This is a genomic window from Halovenus carboxidivorans (genome assembly GCF_009831575.1).
GTDB lineage: Archaea > Halobacteriota > Halobacteria > Halobacteriales > Haloarculaceae > Halovenus > Halovenus carboxidivorans.
This window is the reverse complement of sequence record NZ_WUUT01000001.1, coordinates 965426-984668: the sequence shown is the minus strand read 5'-3', so window position 1 is coordinate 984668 and position 19243 is coordinate 965426. Positions and strand designations below refer to the sequence as shown.

Genomic DNA, 19243 nt, shown 5'->3' with positions numbered 1-19243 from the left:
GCCTACGGCGGACCCGAGTCAGTGTGGCTAAGTGACTCCACCGTGTTTACTCAGTCAACTCCGATGGCACTGAACCCTAACGACCGGGCGATTGCGCGGTTCACCATGCTCGGCCACGGCCTCGTCCACTGGTTCGAGCTGTCGATTCCGATCTTTCTCGTCACGTGGCACAGTTCGTTCGATGTCAGTCTTGCGACACTGGGCTTCATTATATCGTTGGGCTACGCACCGTTCGGAATCGGTGCGCTCCCGGCGGGCGTGTTAGCCGACCGATTCGGCCCGAAGCGGCTCGTCCTCGCCTGCCTCGCTGGCATGTCGCTGTCGTTTATGGCCCTCGCGGTTGCGAACTCCGTCTATCTGGTCGGCGCGGCGCTGATCGGGTGGGGGATCGCAGCGAGCGTCTACCACCCGGCAGGGATGGCACTGATTAGTACGGGGGCCAGCCAGCAGGGAACGGTGTTCGCGTACCACGGCATGGCCGGCAACGCCGGGATCGCGCTCGGCCCCTTCGCCGCCGCGACGCTTCTGTACTTTCTGGACTGGCCGCTGGTCGCCGCGTTGCTCGCCCTGCCGGCCGTCGTCGGCTTCCTGTACGGCCTCCGCGCGGAGTTCGACACCACCGCGGCCGTCGACTCCGACGTCGATACCGAGGACGAGGAGGCGTTGACGCTGTCCGGGTTCCTCTCGAACAGTCGCCGCCTGCTTGCCAGCGCGTTTCTGGTCGTGTTCGTCCTCGTCGCCTTCGAGGGGCTGTTCTACCGCGGCGTGCTCACGTTCCTCCCGGAGATTCTGCAGGGCCTGCCCGCGATGGAGGGCATCGAACTCACGGCGGGGTTGACCGGAATCGAACCAGGTGACTACATCTACGTGGGACTGCTCGTCGTCGGCATCGCCGGCCAGTACGCCGGCGGAAAACTGACCGACCGACTGCCGGTCGAACGAGGGCTCGCGGGCATCTTCGTGGTCCTCGCCGTGCTGGCGCTCGCGTTCGTGCCCGTCTCCAATCTCGGCATCGCGGCGGTGGTCGTGCTCTGTGGGGTGCTCGGATTTTTCCTCTTCGTCATCCAGCCGTTCTATCAGGTCGCGGTCGCACAGTACACGCCGCCGGACAGCCGCGGTCTCTCCTACGGCTACACCTACCTCGCGGAGTTCGGGTTCGGGGCGGCGAGCATCGCCGTCGGCGGGTTCGTCCTCGATCAGTTCGTACTGGGGGCCTTCTTCGCCGTGCTCGCGAGTTTCGCGCTGGTCGGCTCCGGGCTGGCCGTCGTCCTGCTCGTCGGTGAGGGGCGGATCGACTTCATCCAGCGGTACGAGACCGAACCCGCTGACTGAGCACCGCGAGGGAATCGTCGGCGCGACCCCGACTCCGCAACCGGCCGAACGCATATGCAGACCGCCGCCGTAGCGTCGGGTATGGCTGAGTCAGCATCCACACCGCTGGTCCGTCGGGCACGAGAGATCGAATACGAGTCCGTCGACGCCGCCGAGGGGATGTCTAAAGGCGTGCTGGTCAACGAAGACCACGGTGCACCGAACGTTGCACTGCGACGGTTCGTTCTCGATCCGGACGCGACGGTGCCGGAACACACGAACGAGGTCGAACACGAACAGCACGTCCTCTCGGGGCAGTACGTCGTCGGCATCGAAGACGAGGAGTACACCGTTACCGCCGGAGATACGGTCCACATCCCCGCCGGCGCGGTCCACTGGTATCGCAACGAGGGCGAGCAACCGGGCGTGTTCCTGTGTGCGGTGCCGACCGGCGACGACGAGATTCAGTTGGTGGAGTGAGCGGGCCAGCGCGGAGCAGTTCGTACCACTCAAATACTCCCTGCCCGTACTAGGCGTCGTGTCACAGCAGGTCGCGCGGGTCGATACGTTGTTCCTCCACGAAGACGACGACCAGTATCGGGTGGTCGTCCAGCGAGAAGGGAGTCGCGTCTTCACCGGCTTCCTGGAAGTGAAAGAGACGAGCGCCGGGCCACGACCCGCCCGGCTCAGGGTCGTCGACGGCTCGAACGAGGAGCTTCGCAGTCCCGACGAGTTCGTCGAACTCGCCCGCCGCGCCGACCGCATCCGCGTCTCACAGCAGACCTCTTCGCGGGGGCGCGAGGAGCTTCGGGAACTGCTCGACGGCTACCAACTTGACGCGAAGGTCGTCCGAACCTGTCGGCTCTGTGCCCAGAGCGGCACCTACTCGCCGATCACCTCGGAGACGGCCATCGAGACCGAAAACGAGACGGTCTGTCCGGACTGCGCCCGCGAGCAGTTGGACCGACAGCTCGCCTACCACGGCGACATCACCGGAACCGCACAGGAGCGCCTGGAGTCGCTTCTGTTCGAGGTGCAGGATCTCGAACGGATCGTCAACCTCCTCAAGGGCGACCTCGACCCGGAGCTGACGAAGTTCGACGAGATCAGCCCGACGGTCGAGGACGTCGATCCCGTGCCCGTCGATTCGCTGTCGCTGCATCCGGGTATCCAGCAGAAACTCGAAGACCGCTTCGACACGCTGTTGCCCGTCCAGAGCCTCGCCGTCGAGAACGGCGCGACAGAGGGCGAAGATCAGTTGGTCGTCAGCGCGACGGCGACGGGGAAGACGCTGGTCGGGGAGATGGCCGGGCTGGACCGCGTGCTCAACGGCGAGGGCAAGATGCTCTTTCTGGTGCCGCTGGTCGCGCTCGCCAACCAGAAGTACGGCGAGTTCCAGGACCGCTACGGCGATATTGCGGACGTGACGTTGCGCGTCGGTGCGAGCCGGATCAACGACGACGGCGAGCAGTTCGATCCGAGCGCCGACATCATCGTCGGTACCTACGAGGGAGTCGATCACGCGCTGCGGACCAACAAGCAACTCGGTGACATCGGGACGGTCGTCATCGACGAGGTACACACCCTCGGCGAGGGCGAGCGTGGCCACCGTCTCGACGGGCTGATCTCCCGGCTGAAGTACTACTGCCGGGAAAAGAGCAGCGGCGATACCCAGTGGATCTACCTCTCCGCGACCGTCGGCAACCCCGGCACGCTCGCCGAGGCGCTCGAAGCCACGCTGATCGAGTTCGAGGAACGGCCCGTCCCCATCGAGCGTCACGTGACCTTCCTCGACGGCCGCGAGAAGATCGACGTAGAGGACAAACTCACACAGCGGGCGTTCGACCAGAAATCCAGTAAAGGGTATCGCGGCCAGACGATCATCTTCACCAACTCCCGGCGGCGCTGTCACGAGATTTCCCGGAAGTTGACCTACTCCTCTGCACCCTACCACGCGGGACTGGACAACCGACGCCGAACCCGCGTCGAGGAGCAGTTCGCAGACCAGGAACTGTCGGCGGTCGTGACGACCGCCGCGCTGGCCGCCGGGGTGGATTTCCCGGCGTCGCAGGTCATCTTCGATTCGCTGGCGATGGGAATCGAGTGGCTCTCGGTCCAGGAGTTCCACCAGATGCTCGGCCGGGCCGGGCGACCGGACTACCACGACAAGGGGACCGTCTACCTCCTCGTCGAACCGGACGGCAGCTACCACGGCAGCCAGGAGATGACCGAAGACGAAGTAGCGTTCAAACTGCTCAAAGGGGAGATGGAGCCCGTACAGACCCGCTACGACGAGGCGGCGGCCGTCGAGGAGACGCTCGCGAACGTCACGGTCGGTGGCAACCAGGCCAAACGGCTCAACGAGATGATGGTCGGTGACGTGCCGACGAAACACGCGCTCGGGAAACTGCTCGAATACGACTTCATCGATGGCCTCGAACCGACGCCGCTCGGCCGAGCGGTGACGAGTCACTTCCTCTCGCCGGGAGACGCGTTCGCGCTCCTCGACGGCATCCGGCACGGCGAGAGTCCCTACGATCTGGTCGCGCGGATGGAGAAACGCGACCGCGAGGAGTGACGGGCCGACGGGCAGTTTTCTGGGCGATACTGGTCGCGGTAGACGACTCGTTCCTGGCCGTCGACGGAGGTTGTCACGACCAGTTCTCGCCGCCGGGATCGAACCCCGCCGTGAGGATCACGCCGTGGGGGCTACAGATCCCGCGGCTTGCCGAGGTTTCTGAGCCGTCCACCGCAGCCCTCGCATCGGGCCGTCTCCGGGTCTTCGACGCGACGCCCACAGTCGAAACATTCGTACAGTTCTCCCTCCGGTGCCGTGTCTGCTGGTCTCATATGTCACTGTTAGAGCCGGACACTGATTGCCCTACTCCTAATATTCCTAGTAGAAAATAAACACTTTTCCGCGACTCGGTGGACGAACGTTTGATTCGTCCGGCCGTTATCTGTTCTCTCGTTGCTCGACCTTGTTCAGTTCGATCAGCAGTCGGAAGATGGCCTTGACGAGGTTCGCGTCGACGTCGAACTGCTCGGCGTTCTCGCCCGCCCGGTCCATCACGCGCTGTTCCTGTTCCTCGTCGGTCGTCGGGAGCCCCCGTTCGTCTTTGACCTGGGCGATGGTGTCGGCGACGTACGTTCGGCGGGCGATCAACTCGACGATTTCGCGGTCGATCCCGCGGATCTCCGTGCGGAGTTCGTCGAGTGACATCGTTTGCGGGTCGATTCCTCGGTCGCGGTCGTCGTCGTGTTCAGACATCTGTCAGTGTCCCCTCGGTTTGCGTGTGTGTCAGCCAGACTGTTCCCTCGCGGTCGTTCCAGCGCTCGCGGACGGGTTCGAGCTGGTCGGTGGTGCCGACGGCGACGAAACTCGGACCAGTTCCGGACAGCGAGACCCCCTCCGTCCTCATCGCTTCCATCATCGGATCGGTGGGGAAGCCAAGCGCCGCACAGAAAGCCAGGCCGTTGATCGTCATCGCCTGCCCGTACCGCTCGTCTAAGGCGAGACCGGCGACAACCTCCGCGATCGGAGCGATCTGTCGGCAGCGCTCGACGTCCGCGTCGGCGCTGAACGCCCGTTCCGGCGGCGTCCAGACGAGCACGTCCCAGTCGGGGGTGTCCCGCGCGAGCAGTTCGTCCTCGTCGTTGTTCGTGACGGTCAGGCCGCCGAGCATGCTCGCACTTGCATCGTCGAACGCACCCGTGACAGTCACGCCGACATCACGGGCCGCGCTGACGCCGATCCGCGCGGCGTCCTCCCTGTCGATCCGGTCCGTCGCGCCGAGAGCGTCGAGGGTCGCCATCACGGTCGCGTTCGCCGCGGCGCTCGAGGACTTCAACCCCGAGGCCATCGGCACCTCGCTCTCGGTCTCGACGTGGCCGCCCTGCCCGTTGCCGAAGCGGTCGGTGACGAGTTCGACACAGCGCTCGATCAGTCGGGTATCGGCGTCCTCGGCACCGTCGATCTCACCGGTGACATCGTCCTCGTCGGTGAGTTCGACTGTCGCGGTCGTGTACTCGTCGATCGCGAAGGCCGACCCGGTCCCGGTCGCGAGCGCGTTCAGCACCGTTCCCGCGGCCGGCGCGGCTGCCTGCCCTTCCATCCTGTCTCACTCTCCCACACGACAGTACTTACTTGTGGTGATTGCGCTCCGGCCCGAACTGCGTTCGAGAGCGGTCCCCAGCAGTGAGAATACCGTCGTTTTTACTCACGGACGGCGAAGTCCTCGTATGAGCGATTTCAGGGAAGTACCGCCGGATACGCTGTCGGTCGACCTCGTCGAGGAGGGAGTCGTCGTCGAGTACACCGACGGGAGGGAGGTGCTCTACCGCGGGGTGCCCGAGCGGGTCGAGTCGCCTCACGAGACCGCCCCCGGGAAGGACACCCACGTGCTCGTCGTCGACGAGTCGGAGACCAGCGGCGTGTTGCTGTACGTCAACGAACGCCGGACGGACGCCGAGATCCTGGAGGGGACCGGCGTCGGCCGGGTGCTACTGGAGGCCGGCGAGGAGACGACACTGTTCCCGGGGGTGATCGTCCGCGGCGGCAACCTTCGGAGCGAGATCGTCGTCGAACCGGACCTGTCCGGTCGGGTGTTCGTCTTCGAAGAAGACCAGTTCAGCGAACACTCCTACGAACTCCTGCCGGCGGAGTGATCACTGGATGTAGGAGGGCTCCTCGGCGTCGCAGTTCTGTTCGTGTTCCCGTGCGTCTTCCTCCATGTCGAACAGCAGGCCACAGTACTCACACTCGTACCACGTCATCTCGTCCCGCGTGGTTGTCGTGACCATATTCGAAGCTCTGTGACAATCCGATATAGTCGTTTCTCCGGAAACGGTGAGCATGGCTTAATTAACTGCCGGCCGTACGGCGGGTAATGACAACCGGTGACGGAGCCGTCGAGGTCCGCGTCGAGGGTGCCCGCAAGCGCGACGCCGGGCGGGGAATCGCCCGCCTGTCCCCGGACATCCAGCGCGAACTCGGGGTGTTGAGCGGCGATCCGATCATCATCGAGGCCGACCAGATGACCGTCGCGAAGGTCTGGCCGAGCGACGACGAGGAAGGAATCGTTCGGATCGACGGCGACACGCGAGCTAGTATCGACGTCAACATCGGCGATACCGTCCGCGTCCAGAAAGCCTCCGTTGAGGACGCCCGCCGAGTAACCCTCCAACCCGCGACGGAACACGCCGACGACGCCCCCGCTGACGAGGGAGTCAGACAGGGGCTGGTCGACCGACTCGTCAGGGTCGGCAAACAGGTCCGGATCGACGGCTACGGCCCCTACGTCGTGACCGAGACGACGCCGTCGGGATCGGTCAGGGTGACCGAATCGACGAGCGTGCGGGTCGACCCCGAGACTGCCTCGCCAGGGGAGCCCGCGCCCGACGACGGCAGGGAGTCGGACGACCAGCCGGAGACCGGAACGACCTACGAGGACATCGGCGGGCTGGACGAGGAACTGGAGTTAGTGCGGGAGATGATCGAACTGCCGCTGTCCGAGCCGGAGCTGTTCACGCGGCTGGGGATCGATCCACCGAAAGGCGTGTTGCTGCACGGGCCGCCCGGAACGGGAAAGACGCTCATCGCCCGCGCAGTCGCCAACGAGGTCGACGCCCACTTCCAGACCATCGACGGCCCGGAGATTGTCTCGAAGTACAAGGGTGAATCCGAGGAACAGCTCCGAGGTGCCTTCGAGCGCGCCCGCGAAAACGCCCCGGCAATCGTCTTTCTCGACGAGGTGGATTCGATCGCCGGGTCTCGCGACGAAGAAGCGGACATGGAAAACCGGGTCGTCGCGCAGCTACTCACGCTGCTCGACGGGCTCGAACAGAACGAGGAAGTCGTCGTCATCGGGGCGACGAACCGCGTCGATGCGATCGATCCGGCGCTGCGTCGGGGCGGGCGGTTCGACCGCGAGATCGAGATCGGCGTGCCCGGAATCGAGGGGCGACGGGAGATTCTGGACGTACACACCAGGAACATGCCGCTGGCCGAGGACGTCGATCTGGATGCGCTCGCCGACCGGACCCACGGGTTCGTCGGCGCGGACATCGCCTCGCTGGCCCGCGAGGCCGGGATGGTCGCGCTCCGTCGAACCGAGCGGGAGACAGACGACTCCGACGGTCCGGGGATCGAGACGCTCACCGTCACGGCCGATGACTTCGAGACGGCTCTCACCGGCGTCGACCCCTCAGCGATGGGGGAGTACGTCGCCGAATCACCCGAGACGACCTTCGCGGATGTCGGGGGACTGGCCGAGACGAAAGACCGGCTGCGCGAGGCCGTCGAGTGGCCGCTGGCGTACGGCCCGCTGTTCGAGGCCGCGTCGACAGATCCGCCGTCCGGCGTGCTGTTGTACGGTCCGCCCGGAACCGGGAAGACCCTGCTCGCGGAGGCGATTGCCGGCGAGAGCGGCGTGAACTTCATCCGCGTCGCCGGGCCGGAGCTTCTGGATCGGTACGTCGGCGAGACGGAGAAGACGATCAGAGAGCTGTTCGACCGGGCCAGACAGACCGCCCCCGCGATCATCTTTCTCGACGAGATCGACGCCGTCGCGAACCGTCGAGGCGAGGGCCACGAGGTCACCGAGCGGGTCGTCTCCCAGCTACTGACGGAGATGGACCGGGCGGCCGAACACCCGAAACTGGTCGTCGTCGCGGCGACGAACCGCTACGACCAGCTCGATCCGGCGCTGTTGCGGCCCGGCCGCCTCGAACAGCACATCGAAGTGCCGAACCCCGACGAGGCCGCCAGGCGGGAAATTCTCGCCGTCCACACCGCAGACACCCCGCTCGGTGAGGAGATCGACATCGATACGCTGGCCGAACAGACGGCCGGCTACTCGGGCGCAGAACTCGAATCACTCGTCCGTGAGGCGTCGATGCGCGCCGTCCGGGAAGTCGCGACGGAAATCGAGCCCGCAGAGGCACAGGAGCGCGCAGAGGCGATCACCGTCGAAGCCGATCACTTCGAGCAGGCGCGACAGCAACTCGACGACCAGCAGTAGCGGTTATCCGCTCCGCTGTGATTCGATCATCGCGACCCGACCGTGGATCTCCTCGGTCAGCACCTCGTTTCGGGCGCTGTTCTCGATATCGAGCTCTCGGACGCGTTCGCTCGTGGCCGCCGACTCGTCCTCGAAGACCAGCGTCCGCATCGAGTAGGTGGCGACCGAGCCGTTCAGCCGGATGATCGTCAGGCCGTCGACGACGACGTCGTCCAGGTCGTCTCGGCTGTTGATCGTAACCTGCGGGCCGGCGGGGACGAGATCTAACAGAATCTCCATCTCCTCGTCGATTCCCTCGAACGGCGGCTTCTCCTCCTGTCGTCCCTGGATAAGGTCGACGACGCTCGGGTGTTCGATGATCGCCTCGTCGCTGATCGCGAACGTGTCGTCGAAAACGACGAACTCACCGGGTTCGGCCGTCCGCTGGAAATCACTGTTCTCGAAGCTCTGGACTAGTGTCGTGCTGTCGAACGAACCGAACAGGGCGCGATACGGAAGGGCACCTTCGACCGGGCCGAGCAGAAGCTCCCGGTTGACGCTCTCGGGAGCGATCCCGATCCGCTCGGCGTAGGCGGCGCGACGCTGTTTCTGCTCTTCCATCCCCTGCCTGGGGATCAGGTCGTAGTCGATGAACTGGTACAGCTGTCGGCGCCGTCCCTCGGTCTGTGGATCTATCGTGAACGCCGGGTCGAGCCACGGTCGGAACCCCTCCGCCCCGTTACCGGCGAGTTCGAACTGTGCCGCCAGGCTACCCGGTTGCTGCTCCGAGCCGTCCCCGGTCGAGCTACCTGGGCTGTTACAGCCGGCCACTGCCAGAGCGGCACCGACTCCCCCGTACTGAAGAATCTGTCGTCGGGACCAATCTGGACTGCTCTCGCTCATACTAGAACTCCGAACGGTCAGGCGGTATAAGTCTCGTTGTTCGGCCCGGCCGTAGCTATTTGTCCCCGGGCGTCGTGGACCCAACGCGTATGGAGTACAACGTCGCCGACACGGAGGATGTACCGATCACAGATCTCTCGGAGATCGAAGAGATTCCGCCGGATCTGGATATTCGGGCGCTGGACGAGGCACTCGGCCTCCAGAACGTGTCGCTGAAACTGTGGTACTTCGAGGAGGGCGAGGAGATCCAGTTTCACGCGCACTCCGAACAGGAGGAGGTCTACTACATCATGGAGGGGGAGTTCTCGCTGAAACTCGGCCGGTCGGACGAGGAGGAGTTCGTCGAGGCCGGGCCGGGGACGGCGTGGGTCGCGGAGCCGATGATCGGCCACGGCCACCGCTGTATCAGCGAGGGCGGCGGAACCGTACTCGCGATTGGCGCGCCGAGCGTCGAAGACCCGGGGCTGGACCCGCACAGCCTCGACGACGAGGAAATCGACGACGCGCTGGACGATCAGGCGTAGGTCGTTTCGAGATACTCGTTGATGCGTTCCGATTCGGCCATCGTGACGCCGTGGTCTTCGTCGATCAGCACCGGAACGGCTCGCTGGCCGGAGACCCGTTTGACTTCGTCTCGCCGGGAGTGCAGCCCCTCGACCCAGACGCTCTCGAACTCTAGGTCGAGTTCGTCCAGTTTGTCGACGACCATCTCGCAGAACGGACAGCCCTCCAGTCGGTACAGCGTGAGTGTCATACCGACTACTCCGTGCCGGACTCACTAAAAGACACGGCAGACCGTGGCTCCGGGGATCAGGTGCCGTGCTGCCAGCTGTTCATGTACTCTTCCTGCTCGTCCGAGAGGTCGTCGATACCGACGCCTTCGGCGTCGAGTTTGATCTCCGCCACCTCGCGGTCGAGGGCGTCCGGAACCTCGTGGACGCCGGCGTCGTACTCGTCGCCGTTCTCGATGATCTCCCGGACACAGACGGCCTGGATACCGAAACTCTGGTCCATCACCTCGACGGGGTGGCCGAGCGAGACCGGCGTCGCGAGGTTGACGAGCCGTCCTTCCGCGAGGACGTGGAGGCGACGACCGTCGGCCATCTCGTAGGCCTGCATCCCCTCGCGGGCCTCGTAGCTGTCGACGGCCTTGGATTCGAGGGCCTCCAGATCGATTTCGACGTCGAAGTGGCCGGCGTTGGCGAGAACGACACCGTCGTCCATCGCGTCGAAGTGCTCGTCGACGATGATGTCGCGGTTGCCGGTGGTCGTGATGAACACGTCGCCTTCGGCGGCGGCCTCGTCCATCGGCATCACGTCGTACCCTTCCATGTGGGCTTCGAGGGCCCGTCGCGGGTCGATCTCGGTGACGATGACGTTCGCGTTCTGCCCGGCGGCCTTGCGCGCGACGCCTTTCCCGCAGTAGCCGAAGCCGGCGACGACAACGTCTTTGCCGGCCCACGAGAGGTTCGTCGTCATCGCAATCGACGCGAGCGAGGACTCGCCGGTGCCGTGGACGTTGTCGAACAGCCGTTTCATCGGCGTGTCGTTGACCGCGAACATCGGATACTCCAGGGCACCGTCGTCGTCCATCGCGCGCAGTCGGTGGACGCCGGTGGTCGTCTCCTCACAACCGCCCAGAATCGTATCGATCAGTTCGGGGTACTCCTCGTGGATCGCGAAGACCAGATCGCCACCGTCGTCGACGGTGATCGTCGGTTCGTGGTCGATGACCGCCTCCATCGCCTCGTAGTACTCATCGTCGTCGACACCGCGTTTCGCGTAGGAGGTGACCCCGTCGACGGCATCGAGCGCGACGCTCACGTCGTCGTGCGTCGAGAGCGGGTTACAACCGGTGATAGCGACCTCCGCGCCGCCCGCGGCGAGCGTCTCCGCGAGAACCGCCGTCTTCGCCTCGACGTGCATCGCCATCCCGATGCGCTCGCCCGCGAACGGCTGGTTCTCCTCGAACTCCTCGCGCAGCGAGTCGAGAATCGGCATGTGCTGGCGAGCCCACTCCATCTTCCGCTGTCCCTCCTCCCGGAGTTCGTCGGCCGGGAGCTGTTCGCTGATGGGTGCAGTCATACTCCACACGTGGGCTAGAGATGGGATAACTGTACCGAAGCAGTCGGAGAGAGGACGATCTATGTGGGGCCGCCTGCAACAGAAGTCGAGAGCGGACGGGCCCACTTAGCCGGCCGTCTGCTGGACTGGCGGGACAGTCACTTCCATCTCCTTGGAACCGTCGACGAACGTGAGCGTGATGTTCGTTCCCTCACCGGACCGCGTGTCGTACGTAATACGTCCACCACACTCCGTGACGACGGACTTGAGCAGCCAGAACCGGATCCCGTCCGGGTGGTGCGTGCTGGTGCGTTCGTTCACCGAATCGAACGCCGAAAGCTCCGCGGGCGGGATGGTGAATCCACGACAGCTAATCTCCAGGTGAACCTGCTCGTCCCCTTGACCGTGCGTGATTCTGATCTCGCCGTCGTCTTCGAGATGGTCACCGAGTGCGTTGAGAAACTCCTCGAACATCAGATGAATCCGGTCGTCGACGTAGACAGTCTGTCCGGACGGGACGTCGACGCTGAAGCGTGAGGTCGCAATCGATGCCTGGTCGCATCCTCTGTTCACGAGACGGGCTAACTCCTGAGGGTATACGTCGGTACTCTCCTCACCCGTTACCTCGGAGACCTGCTTGACGAGTTCCGAGGAGTGGCTGAGTTCCGTCGCGGTCTGGTGGATCGTCCTGGCACGCTCGGTGTGTGGTTCGGCCTCTAACTTCTCGAGCAGTAGCACCGCGTACCCCTGGATCGTGTTGAGGTCGTTCCGGAGATTGTGCCGGAGGTACCTGTGCAGGACACTGAGATACTCCTTCTGGCGCTGAATCTTCGTAATGTCTCGTCCTTCCACGATGAGCTGGACGACCTCTCCCGAGTCGTCGTACATCGGTCGGACCGAGAAATCGATGATCGCGCTCCCGGTTTCGCCGCGGATCTTGATCTGATCTCTGAACAGTTCCCCCTCGCACGCGTCAGTTACCGCCGCCTCGATGATCTGCTGTGACTCCGTGTATGGCTCGACCCAGTAAGTCTCCCAGAGCTTCTTGCCGACGACATCTTCACGGGCCAACCCTCCGAACGAGAGGGCCGTCTCGTTCGCCTCGACGATTGTGCCATCGTTCGCCAGCAAGCCGGTGAGCTGGTAGGTGTTGTTGAATATTCCCTCGAACCGTCGCGCTGCCGCCTCCGAGCGAGCAGCGTAGTAGCCAGCAAACGTCGCCAACAGTGCCCCGCCGTTGATACCGACGAGAAGGGGAAAGACCGGCTCAGACAGCGTTCGCCCCTCGACGAGTCGGACGACAAACGTCATCCCAATCAACGCGCCGCCCGCGACGGCCCCAACGAGCATCCAGCGGACTGTCGTCTCGGATTCCGCGGCAGAGAACTCCGCCTCGGTGAGCCGCCACCCCAGAACGATCACCCCGACCGCCAGTCCCCCGTCCATAAGCCACGCAACAATCGGTGGCAGCACCGAGTTGATAGTGAAAATCTCGAATAGATGGTACGCTGTGGCGAAAGAGAACAACACAGCGCCGAAGAGGACGACTGATAGCGAACTCTCTCGGAGCCTCATGTGTTAGTATCACACTAGCGAGGAGTAAAAGGATGGGCATATATAAATAAAACACAAATTCTGATGAGAGAGTTAAAGCAGGTCGGCAGAGGAGATAGCGGGTTCTAACACCACTCGCTGTAACCTACCGCCGTCGAGTGGTTGACGAACGGGCGGAGTCTGTGAGAGACGAGTCGGAAAACCAAGTGGCTCAACAGAGCGCACTCACTCGGGCTTCTGACCAAAATCAGGAACAACGTACGGAATAAAAAAACCGAAGTTCGGCGGGAAACGCGAGTGTCACGAATTCTCTTCGAACGGAACTCTCTCGGTTCCTGACTGTTGCCTGAGAATTAAAATCGTGCTCAATCACTGCCCTCTATGTTCTCTTCGACATATATTTCGGTTCTACAGTCTCTATTTTCGCCACTTTCTCCCAGTACAGTCACGAGCACAGATTCTGGAGTGATCGAAACGACATCCGCAAAGATGTTTGATCTCCTACACTCGCCAAAGATAATTATCCGTATAATTGACTCCCCGCCAGAGGCCGTGAAGGAGGATGTCCCCGTCACAGTCCCTTCCTCCGGCAGTTTCGGTTGAATTTCGTTGTATGCCGCCTCTGTCGCACCAGTTATGCAGGGTGACTCGTACTCTTCATCTGAAACAACTGTCTCAATCGGGGGTGCCTCTCCCTGTTTTCTCCGGAGTTCAATATCACATCCACCTGATGAACCAGTATCTTCCGTGTTATTTGTTTCTTCAGCGTGGCTATTATCTGAGTTTGATGACTTGTTCCCCTCGCTGGTCGAACACCCCGAGAAGCCACAGGTGACCGCAGCAGACAGCACCAACATTGACCGGCGCGTGGTTTCGATGTCCATAGTTGTCCAATCAATTTTATGTGGTGAATATTTTGTGCGTCTACGTACCGCATAAATATTATCGCTCGCGGTAGTTACACTCGGAGAGATTATACGAGATAATTATAACGTGTCAGTTGCTTCTCCGACACAGCGAGAAAACCCGAGTGGACTCGCCGGAGATTCACTCGTCGACAAATCCACACAATACGTTGGTGTCAGGGTTAGAAACGTCTTCGCACGGCGTAATAGACCAACCTAATCCAGAAAAGATTCTATCGATGGTGACCGAAACAACAAAACAATTCGACTCTCGATCCGCAGTCTCAGCTGCTAAGTCCAAGGTGAATTCTTCATCGTTGGCTCTGCTCTCGATAATAAAAGCACCCTCCTCGGCAGGCCACGTACACTCTAGAGCCTGAATAGCAAATCCATCTTCGGTCTCCGAGGCGGGTGGTAGATCTAACTCCACATGCTGGTGTTCTGTGTCATCTTCGCGTATAGTAATCTCTAGACTCTGTGTCTCGTCACGATAGTTTGCAGCGACAACGCCGCCTAACTGGACTGTTGACTGATTGAGATTGAATAAACACCCACTCAATGAGGCTGCTGATACAACGCTTACTGCTGAAAGATACTTTCGCCGCTTCATACTTAAAACGTCTTTCTAATGGACATATATCAATTGATGTCCATTTCCGGGTTAAAACGTACCACCGTGAAACAACCGTCCGGTGTGGTCTGAGAGGATAAGTCGAGCCCGAGCAGTTTCCTCAGCCTTGAATGGCACTCTTCATCGTTGTTCTCCTCGATAAGTTCAGCACTGTGGGCTTCCCTCATGACTAAGAGTGCTAGCCCATCCGCGCTCTCTTCGAGTTTGTCATCCGGTACGTGAGTGTCCCGTACTGACTGGTCACGACTTGCGTAATAGCATCGTAGATGTCTCTCTCAGATCAATCATCGACAGCCTGTGAATCCCAGTATTCTTTGATCGGCGGTGGTCGGTCACCTCTCGATTCCAATAGCTGGTGTGCCTGTCCAAACTCAGTAGTTGAATCGTCGAGTTTGGGAGCCGATAGCTCGTCAGTCGGGAGGCTCCAGACGGGATACGCACCAAGGTAGTTGATCAGAACACCGAACTCAGTAGGCTCGTCGAGCGTCGATTCGACGTTCGGGGTAACAATGTTCTCCAGTGCGTCCTCGACGGGCTGTTCGAGATCGTCGACGGACTCGACTTTGCACCGAGCGAACTGGTCAGCGGGATTCTCGCGCGAGAGTATACACAAGAATACGCTGCATACCCGTCCGAGGCTCAGTGTTTTCAAAGCCGTGGAGGAGGAGGGATCTCACGACACCGGTTCGGTACGCATATTCCGCCAGGTGAGAGACGGCAGGGCTGTCCGACGGTAGCTACGAAGTCATCCGTTCGTGGAAACTCTCCGCCATCGAACGCTCGCGAACGGTCAAGCCGGCCCAGACGAGGACGAGAACCGACGCCGGGATCCCCAGTAGTTGGCTCAGTCCCGCGCCGCCGCTGAGAGCCAAGGCGAGGGCTGAACCGAACCCGGAGCACAGTGCCGCCGGGGGTTTGAACGGGTCGGCTGCCCAACAGACGGCACTGATGAAGGCGAGGACCACTCCGAGGAGAACGCCGAAGGCCGAGACGAAGGTTGCGATCAGTCCGGTCCCGAAGCCACCTCTGGACTCGCCTGTCAACAGATAGCAGTCGGACTGGTATCGAACGTAGTTCGTGTGTTGGACATCTGTCGTGAGTCGGAACTCGTCGGGACTGAGCGAAACCGGAGGTTTCGCGAAGGTCGGCGAGGGAACGACTGAGCGAACGCAGTGAGCGAAGGAAGTGGACTCGTCGGGACTGAGCGAAACAGAATAGTTTGCGACGCTCGGCTCGTCGTTTCCTCACTTCGTTCAGAAATGGACTCGCCGGGACTGAGCGAAGCCGGAGGTCGGCGAGGGAACGACTGAGCGAACGCAGTGAGCGAAGGAAGTGGACTCGCCGGGATTTGAACCCGGGGCCTTCCCCGTGCCAGGGGGATGATCTACCACTGATCTACGAGCCCTCCACCCCTGAATTTCCGGTGGCCTTGCTTAAACCCATCGGAACGGGTCGCCGGGGACGGAACGCACGTTTTATAACGCCGACTGGTTTAGAAGGCCCTACGAATGCCAAACTCGAATGGACCACAGCAGGGCACGCGGCACAAACTCCAGAACGATCCACGGGATCAGGGAACCTCTCCGCCACAGCAGGCCGTCGAGGAGTTCGAGGCGGGCGACACCGTCCACCTCTCGCTGGACCCGAGCGTGCAGGAAGGCCGGTTCCACCCGCGCTTCAACGGCGAAGTCGGGACCGTCATCGGTGAGCAGGGCCAGGCCTACAAGGTCGAGATTACCGACGGCGACGTCGAGAAGACCGTCATCGCGAAACCGGCCCACCTGACGACTCCGAACTAAGTCTGTTCTACTCGACAGTGACGCTTTTCGCGAGGTTTCGGGGTTTGTCGATCGGTCGCCCGAGATTGTTCGCGACGTGATACGCGACCAACTGTAGCTGGACGTTCGTCAACAGCGCCGCCGCCCGCGGGTGTGTCTCCGGGATTTCGAGGACGTGATCGGCGTACAACTCCGCGTCGCTCTGTCCGTCCGTCACCGCGACGACCGGTGCGTCGCGGGCCTCGACCTCCTTGATGTTGCCGACGGTCTTGCGGGCGATTTCGCCGTCACCGACCACCAGCGCGAAGACCGGCGTCTGGTCGGTCACCAGCGCCAGCGGCCCGTGTTTGAGTTCGCCGGCGGCGAAGCCTTCGGCGTGTTCGTAGCTGATCTCTTTGAGTTTCAGTGCGCCTTCGAGAGCGACGGGGTACTGGTACCGGCGCCCGATGAAAAAGAACGACTCGGCGTCGGCGTACTGCTCGGCAATCTCCGCGGCAGTCGAGTTGTCCAGTACGCTCTGGATGTCGCCGGGAAGGTCGCGCAACGCCGGGATCACCGACCGACGGGTCTGGCTGTCCTCGGCGGTCGCGAGCGCGAAGAGATTGAGGGCGGCGAGTTGGCCGGCGAAGGTCTTCGTTGCCGCGACGCCGATCTCCGGCCCGGATCGGATGTACAGCGCGTGATCGCATTCCCGGGTTGCGGTCGAACCGACGGTGTTCGTCACCGCGAGCGTTTCCGCGCCGCGGCGTTTCGCTTCGCGAAGCGCCGAGAGCGTATCGGCGGTCTCCCCGCTCTGTGTGATGCCGACGACCAGGTCGTCTCCGATCGGCGGCGGTGAGGTGGCGTACTCGCTGGCGAGGTAGGCCCGCGCGGGGATCCCGGCCTGCTCGAACAGGCGAGCGCCGTACAGCGCGGCGTGATAGGAGGTGCCGCAGGCGACGAACTGGAGGCCGGACGGCGAGAGATCACCGACAGTGTCGATGTCGACGGAGCTCCCGAGTTCGTCGACGCGGGCGCGGAGACACTGTCTGAGCGCCCGTGGCTGTTCGTTGATCTCCTTGAGCATGTAGTGGTCGTAGCCGCTCTTGCCGGTCTCCTCGGCGTCCCACTCGATGGTCTCGACGGCTTTCTCGACCTGGGTACCCTCGGCGTCGGTCACGGTGATGCCGTCGTCGAACCGCGCGAACTCGCCGTCTTCGAGGTAGATCACCCGTGCGGTGAACTCGCGGAAGGCGGGGACGTCGCTCGCGATGAAGTACGGCCCCTCGGTCACGTCGATCGTACCGGTGCCCTCCGCGTCTAGACCGACACCGATCACGAGCGGGGAATCGTTTCGAGCAGCGAACAGCGCGTCGGTGCCGTCGATGATCGCGGCGATGGCGTAACTCCCCTCCAGTTGGCCGACTGCAGTCCGGAAGGCCTCTTCGGGCGTCGCACCCCGGTCGAGTTCTTCCTCGATCAGGTGGGGGACGACCTCGGTATCCGTGTCACTCGTGAACGTGTGTCCTGCGGCGGTCAGATCGTCGCGCAGGCTCTGGTAGTTCTCGATGATACCGTTGTGGACGACCGCGACGCCACCAGTACAGTCCTGGTGGGGGTGGGCGTTCTCGTCGGTCGGCGGGCCGTGGGTGCTCCAGCGGGTGTGTCCGATGCCGACGGTGCCGGAGACGGGGTCGCTGTCGAGCATCTCCCGTAGCTGTTCGATCTTGCCGCTGGTCTTCCGGACGCCGAGGTCGTCGCCGCCGACGGCGACGCCGGCGGAGTCGTACCCGCGGTACTCCAGATTTTCCAGCCCGTGAACGAGGGTATCGAGTGTCTCACCGCCGCGACCGATACAGCCGATGATGCCACACATCAGCGGACCACCTCCGCACCGATGGGAACGTGGCCGCGGACGTGTGCACCGGTCCCGAGCGTGGCCTTCGTCCCGACGAGCGTCCCGGGCTCGAAGGAGACGCCCCCCGCGACCTCGACCCGGTCCGCGAGAACCGCGCCCAGTTGCTGTTCCTCGTGGATCTGGTTGCCGACGCGAACGTCGCTCGGTCCGCCGGGGATGGTCGTTCCCACGCCCAGGTCCGTGTCCTGTCCGATGACCGCGTCGATGACGGTCGATCCGTGGCCGATGCGGCTGTCCTCGTCGACGACGGCGCGCTCGACCGTCGCGTTCGGGCCGACGGTGACGTTGCGCGAGAGCGCGACGTTCGGTCCGACCACCGCCCCGGCGGCAATCTCACAGTCCGGGCCGACGACGACCGGCGGCTGGAGAGTCGCGTCCTCGTGGACGCCGACCTCGTTGTCGACCCAGACACCGGGCGCTGATTCGGGCTCGCTCGTCTGCCCCCGCTCGAAGACCTCCTGCGCGACCGAGAGCAGATCCCACGGGTATGTCGCGTCGACCCAGAGACCGTCGATCGGAACGCCGGTGACCGCCTGGCGATCGATGAGTCGGCTGATCGTGTCCGTCAACGCGAGTTCACCCGACTGTCTGGAGGTCGCTTCGATCTCCTCGAAAATCGTCTCCTCGAAGGCGTAGACACCCGCGTTGATGAGGCCGTGTCCCTCCGAGTCCGGTTTCTCGACCAACTCCGTCACCTCGTCGCCGTCCAGCGAGACGACGCCATATCGGCTCGCCTGATCGCGCTCGATGACCGCCATCGCGGCCGGGCGGCCGGACTCGCTGAACGCCGTGGCGACGGCCTCGACGGCGGAGGACTCGATGAGTCGGTCGCCGTTGACGACCAACAGCGGCTCGGAGACGACGTCGGCCGCCTGTGAGAGGGCGTGTCCGCTGCCTAGTTGTTTGCCCTGGACGGCGTACTCGACGGGGACATCTCGGTAGGTCGGGCCGACGTAGCTCTGGACGCGCTCGCGCCGGTAGCCGACGACGAGAACGATCCGTTCGATACCTGCCTCGACGAGGGCGTCGAGAACGTGTTCGAGAATTGGCCGGTTCGCCGCTGGAAGCATCGGCTTCGGGCGGTTCTGGGTCAGCGGCCGTAGCCGCGTCCCCTCTCCGGCGGCGAGGACCACTGCTGTCCGGGGTTCCATATGTCATTGTGAGCCGGCTTCCCGTTTGTACCTTTGGGCTCCGTCAAT

At 63.0% G+C, this 19243-nt stretch carries 21 protein-coding genes and 1 tRNA gene; 7 read left to right on the top strand and 15 right to left on the bottom strand.

Annotation, left to right across the window (positions count from 1 at the left end; translation table 11 throughout):
• The first annotated feature begins 63 nt into the window (after positions 1-63).
• The 3 genes from GRX03_RS04955 (at position 64) to GRX03_RS04945 (ending at position 3889) form a co-directional block, all read left to right on the top strand.
• Positions 64-1332, top strand: a complete 1269-nt coding sequence (locus GRX03_RS04955; protein ID WP_159763039.1) for an MFS transporter — start codon at positions 64-66, stop codon at positions 1330-1332.
• Between the two features lie 81 nt (positions 1333-1413).
• Positions 1414-1791, top strand: coding sequence for a cupin domain-containing protein (locus tag GRX03_RS04950; RefSeq protein ID WP_159763038.1), 378 nt, complete (start codon positions 1414-1416; stop codon positions 1789-1791).
• Positions 1792-1849: 58 nt separating this feature from the next.
• Entirely contained in the window at positions 1850-3889 is a 2040-nt protein-coding gene (locus GRX03_RS04945; protein ID WP_368278000.1) for a DEAD/DEAH box helicase, read from the top strand.
• 131 nt (positions 3890-4020) lie between these two features.
• Here GRX03_RS04945 and GRX03_RS04940 read toward each other — a convergent pair whose 3' ends face one another.
• The 3 genes from GRX03_RS04940 to GRX03_RS04930 form a co-directional block, all read right to left on the bottom strand.
• Entirely contained in the window at positions 4021-4161 is a 141-nt protein-coding gene (locus tag GRX03_RS04940) for a rubrerythrin-like domain-containing protein (protein ID WP_159763037.1), read from the bottom strand.
• 106 nt (positions 4162-4267) lie between these two features.
• The gene (locus GRX03_RS04935) at positions 4268-4582 is read right to left on the bottom strand and encodes a chorismate mutase (RefSeq protein WP_159763036.1); all 315 of its coding nucleotides are present in this window, start codon (positions 4580-4582) and stop codon (positions 4268-4270) included.
• Positions 4575-5426 carry a shikimate kinase gene (locus GRX03_RS04930; protein WP_159763035.1) on the bottom strand — a complete coding sequence of 284 codons (852 nt, stop codon included), beginning with the start codon at positions 5424-5426 and terminating at the stop codon, positions 4575-4577. The genes GRX03_RS04935 and GRX03_RS04930 overlap by 8 nt, the downstream gene beginning before the upstream one ends.
• 127 nt (positions 5427-5553) lie before the next feature.
• Between GRX03_RS04930 and GRX03_RS04925 the strand changes: the two genes are divergently transcribed.
• Positions 5554-5979, top strand: coding sequence for a DUF5796 family protein (locus GRX03_RS04925; protein ID WP_159763034.1), 426 nt, complete (start codon positions 5554-5556; stop codon positions 5977-5979).
• Here the strand turns inward: GRX03_RS04925 and GRX03_RS16875 are convergent, their stop codons facing one another.
• Positions 5980-6114 (bottom strand): DUF7128 family protein, encoded by a 135-nt coding sequence (locus GRX03_RS16875; protein WP_267902756.1) that lies wholly within the window; start codon positions 6112-6114, stop codon positions 5980-5982.
• An 86-nt stretch (positions 6115-6200) separates the two neighbouring features.
• Between GRX03_RS16875 and GRX03_RS04920 the strand changes: the two genes are divergently transcribed.
• Positions 6201-8333: a CDC48 family AAA ATPase gene (locus GRX03_RS04920; protein ID WP_159763033.1), complete on the top strand. Its 2133-nt coding sequence runs from the start codon at positions 6201-6203 to the stop codon at positions 8331-8333.
• Between the two features lie 3 nt (positions 8334-8336).
• Here the strand turns inward: GRX03_RS04920 and GRX03_RS04915 are convergent, their stop codons facing one another.
• Positions 8337-9215: a hypothetical protein gene (locus GRX03_RS04915; protein ID WP_159763032.1), complete on the bottom strand. Its 879-nt coding sequence runs from the start codon at positions 9213-9215 to the stop codon at positions 8337-8339.
• Between the two features lie 89 nt (positions 9216-9304).
• Between GRX03_RS04915 and GRX03_RS04910 the strand changes: the two genes are divergently transcribed.
• On the top strand, positions 9305-9739 hold the full coding sequence (locus tag GRX03_RS04910) for a cupin domain-containing protein (RefSeq protein ID WP_159763031.1): 435 nt from the start codon (positions 9305-9307) through the stop codon (positions 9737-9739).
• Here GRX03_RS04910 and GRX03_RS04905 read toward each other — a convergent pair.
• The 8 genes from GRX03_RS04905 to GRX03_RS04870 form a co-directional block, all read right to left on the bottom strand.
• Positions 9730-9969: a glutaredoxin family protein gene (locus tag GRX03_RS04905; protein ID WP_159763030.1), complete on the bottom strand. Its 240-nt coding sequence runs from the start codon at positions 9967-9969 to the stop codon at positions 9730-9732. The two genes, GRX03_RS04910 and GRX03_RS04905, sit on opposite strands and share 10 nt — an antisense overlap.
• Positions 9970-10025: 56 nt before the next feature.
• A complete protein-coding gene (locus GRX03_RS04900) occupies positions 10026-11300 on the bottom strand; it encodes an adenosylhomocysteinase (RefSeq protein ID WP_159763029.1) in 1275 nt (424 codons plus the stop codon).
• A 105-nt stretch (positions 11301-11405) separates the two neighbouring features.
• Positions 11406-12854 carry a PAS domain-containing protein gene (locus tag GRX03_RS04895; RefSeq protein WP_159763028.1) on the bottom strand — a complete coding sequence of 483 codons (1449 nt, stop codon included), beginning with the start codon at positions 12852-12854 and terminating at the stop codon, positions 11406-11408.
• 344 nt (positions 12855-13198) lie between these two features.
• Complete coding sequence (locus tag GRX03_RS04890) at positions 13199-13717, bottom strand: hypothetical protein (RefSeq protein ID WP_159763027.1); 519 nt, start codon at positions 13715-13717, stop codon at positions 13199-13201.
• A 163-nt stretch (positions 13718-13880) separates the two neighbouring features.
• Positions 13881-14348, bottom strand: coding sequence for a hypothetical protein (locus GRX03_RS04885; protein ID WP_159763026.1), 468 nt, complete (start codon positions 14346-14348; stop codon positions 13881-13883).
• 301 nt (positions 14349-14649) lie between these two features.
• Positions 14650-15021, bottom strand: a complete 372-nt coding sequence (locus GRX03_RS04880) for a hypothetical protein (protein WP_159763025.1) — start codon at positions 15019-15021, stop codon at positions 14650-14652.
• Positions 15022-15106: 85 nt separating this feature from the next.
• Complete coding sequence (locus GRX03_RS04875; RefSeq protein WP_159763024.1) at positions 15107-15412, bottom strand: hypothetical protein; 306 nt, start codon at positions 15410-15412, stop codon at positions 15107-15109.
• A gap of 290 nt (positions 15413-15702) precedes the next feature.
• A tRNA-Ala gene (locus GRX03_RS04870) sits at positions 15703-15774 on the bottom strand.
• Positions 15775-15877: 103 nt separating this feature from the next.
• On the opposite strand from GRX03_RS04870, the gene GRX03_RS04865 reads away from it, so the two are divergent.
• The gene (locus GRX03_RS04865) at positions 15878-16168 is read left to right on the top strand and encodes a 50S ribosomal protein L21e (RefSeq protein WP_159763023.1); all 291 of its coding nucleotides are present in this window, start codon (positions 15878-15880) and stop codon (positions 16166-16168) included.
• Between the two features lie 7 nt (positions 16169-16175).
• On the opposite strand, the gene glmS is transcribed toward GRX03_RS04865, so the two are convergent.
• Positions 16176-18002 carry a glutamine--fructose-6-phosphate transaminase (isomerizing) gene (gene glmS / locus GRX03_RS04860; RefSeq protein ID WP_159763022.1) on the bottom strand — a complete coding sequence of 609 codons (1827 nt, stop codon included), beginning with the start codon at positions 18000-18002 and terminating at the stop codon, positions 16176-16178.
• Positions 18002-19195: a bifunctional sugar-1-phosphate nucleotidylyltransferase/acetyltransferase gene (glmU, locus tag GRX03_RS04855; protein WP_159763021.1), complete on the bottom strand. Its 1194-nt coding sequence runs from the start codon at positions 19193-19195 to the stop codon at positions 18002-18004. Before glmU ends, glmS begins: the two co-directional genes overlap by 1 nt.
• Between the last annotated feature and the right edge of the window lie 48 nt (positions 19196-19243).

Excerpts from the sequence above, each read along its gene's own strand:
- GRX03_RS04955 (WP_159763039.1), top strand. The coding sequence starts at position 64 with ATGGCACTGAACCCTAACGACCGGGCGATTGCGCGGTTCACCATGCTC.
- GRX03_RS04950 (WP_159763038.1), top strand. The coding sequence starts at position 1,414 with ATGGCTGAGTCAGCATCCACACCGCTGGTCCGTCGGGCACGAGAGATC.
- GRX03_RS04940 (WP_159763037.1), bottom strand. The coding sequence starts at position 4,161 with ATGAGACCAGCAGACACGGCACCGGAGGGAGAACTGTACGAATGTTTC.
- GRX03_RS04935 (WP_159763036.1), bottom strand. The coding sequence starts at position 4,582 with ATGTCTGAACACGACGACGACCGCGACCGAGGAATCGACCCGCAAACG.
- GRX03_RS04930 (WP_159763035.1), bottom strand. The coding sequence starts at position 5,426 with ATGGAAGGGCAGGCAGCCGCGCCGGCCGCGGGAACGGTGCTGAACGCG.
- GRX03_RS04925 (WP_159763034.1), top strand. The coding sequence starts at position 5,554 with ATGAGCGATTTCAGGGAAGTACCGCCGGATACGCTGTCGGTCGACCTC.
- GRX03_RS16875 (WP_267902756.1), bottom strand. The coding sequence starts at position 6,114 with ATGGTCACGACAACCACGCGGGACGAGATGACGTGGTACGAGTGTGAG.
- GRX03_RS04920 (WP_159763033.1), top strand. The coding sequence starts at position 6,201 with ATGACAACCGGTGACGGAGCCGTCGAGGTCCGCGTCGAGGGTGCCCGC.
- GRX03_RS04915 (WP_159763032.1), bottom strand. The coding sequence starts at position 9,215 with ATGAGCGAGAGCAGTCCAGATTGGTCCCGACGACAGATTCTTCAGTAC.
- GRX03_RS04910 (WP_159763031.1), top strand. The coding sequence starts at position 9,305 with ATGGAGTACAACGTCGCCGACACGGAGGATGTACCGATCACAGATCTC.
- GRX03_RS04905 (WP_159763030.1), bottom strand. The coding sequence starts at position 9,969 with ATGACACTCACGCTGTACCGACTGGAGGGCTGTCCGTTCTGCGAGATG.
- GRX03_RS04900 (WP_159763029.1), bottom strand. The coding sequence starts at position 11,300 with ATGACTGCACCCATCAGCGAACAGCTCCCGGCCGACGAACTCCGGGAG.
- GRX03_RS04895 (WP_159763028.1), bottom strand. The coding sequence starts at position 12,854 with ATGAGGCTCCGAGAGAGTTCGCTATCAGTCGTCCTCTTCGGCGCTGTG.
- GRX03_RS04890 (WP_159763027.1), bottom strand. The coding sequence starts at position 13,717 with ATGGACATCGAAACCACGCGCCGGTCAATGTTGGTGCTGTCTGCTGCG.
- GRX03_RS04885 (WP_159763026.1), bottom strand. The coding sequence starts at position 14,348 with ATGAAGCGGCGAAAGTATCTTTCAGCAGTAAGCGTTGTATCAGCAGCC.
- GRX03_RS04865 (WP_159763023.1), top strand. The coding sequence starts at position 15,878 with ATGCCAAACTCGAATGGACCACAGCAGGGCACGCGGCACAAACTCCAG.
- glmS (WP_159763022.1), bottom strand. The coding sequence starts at position 18,002 with ATGTGTGGCATCATCGGCTGTATCGGTCGCGGCGGTGAGACACTCGAT.
- glmU (WP_159763021.1), bottom strand. The coding sequence starts at position 19,195 with ATGGAACCCCGGACAGCAGTGGTCCTCGCCGCCGGAGAGGGGACGCGG.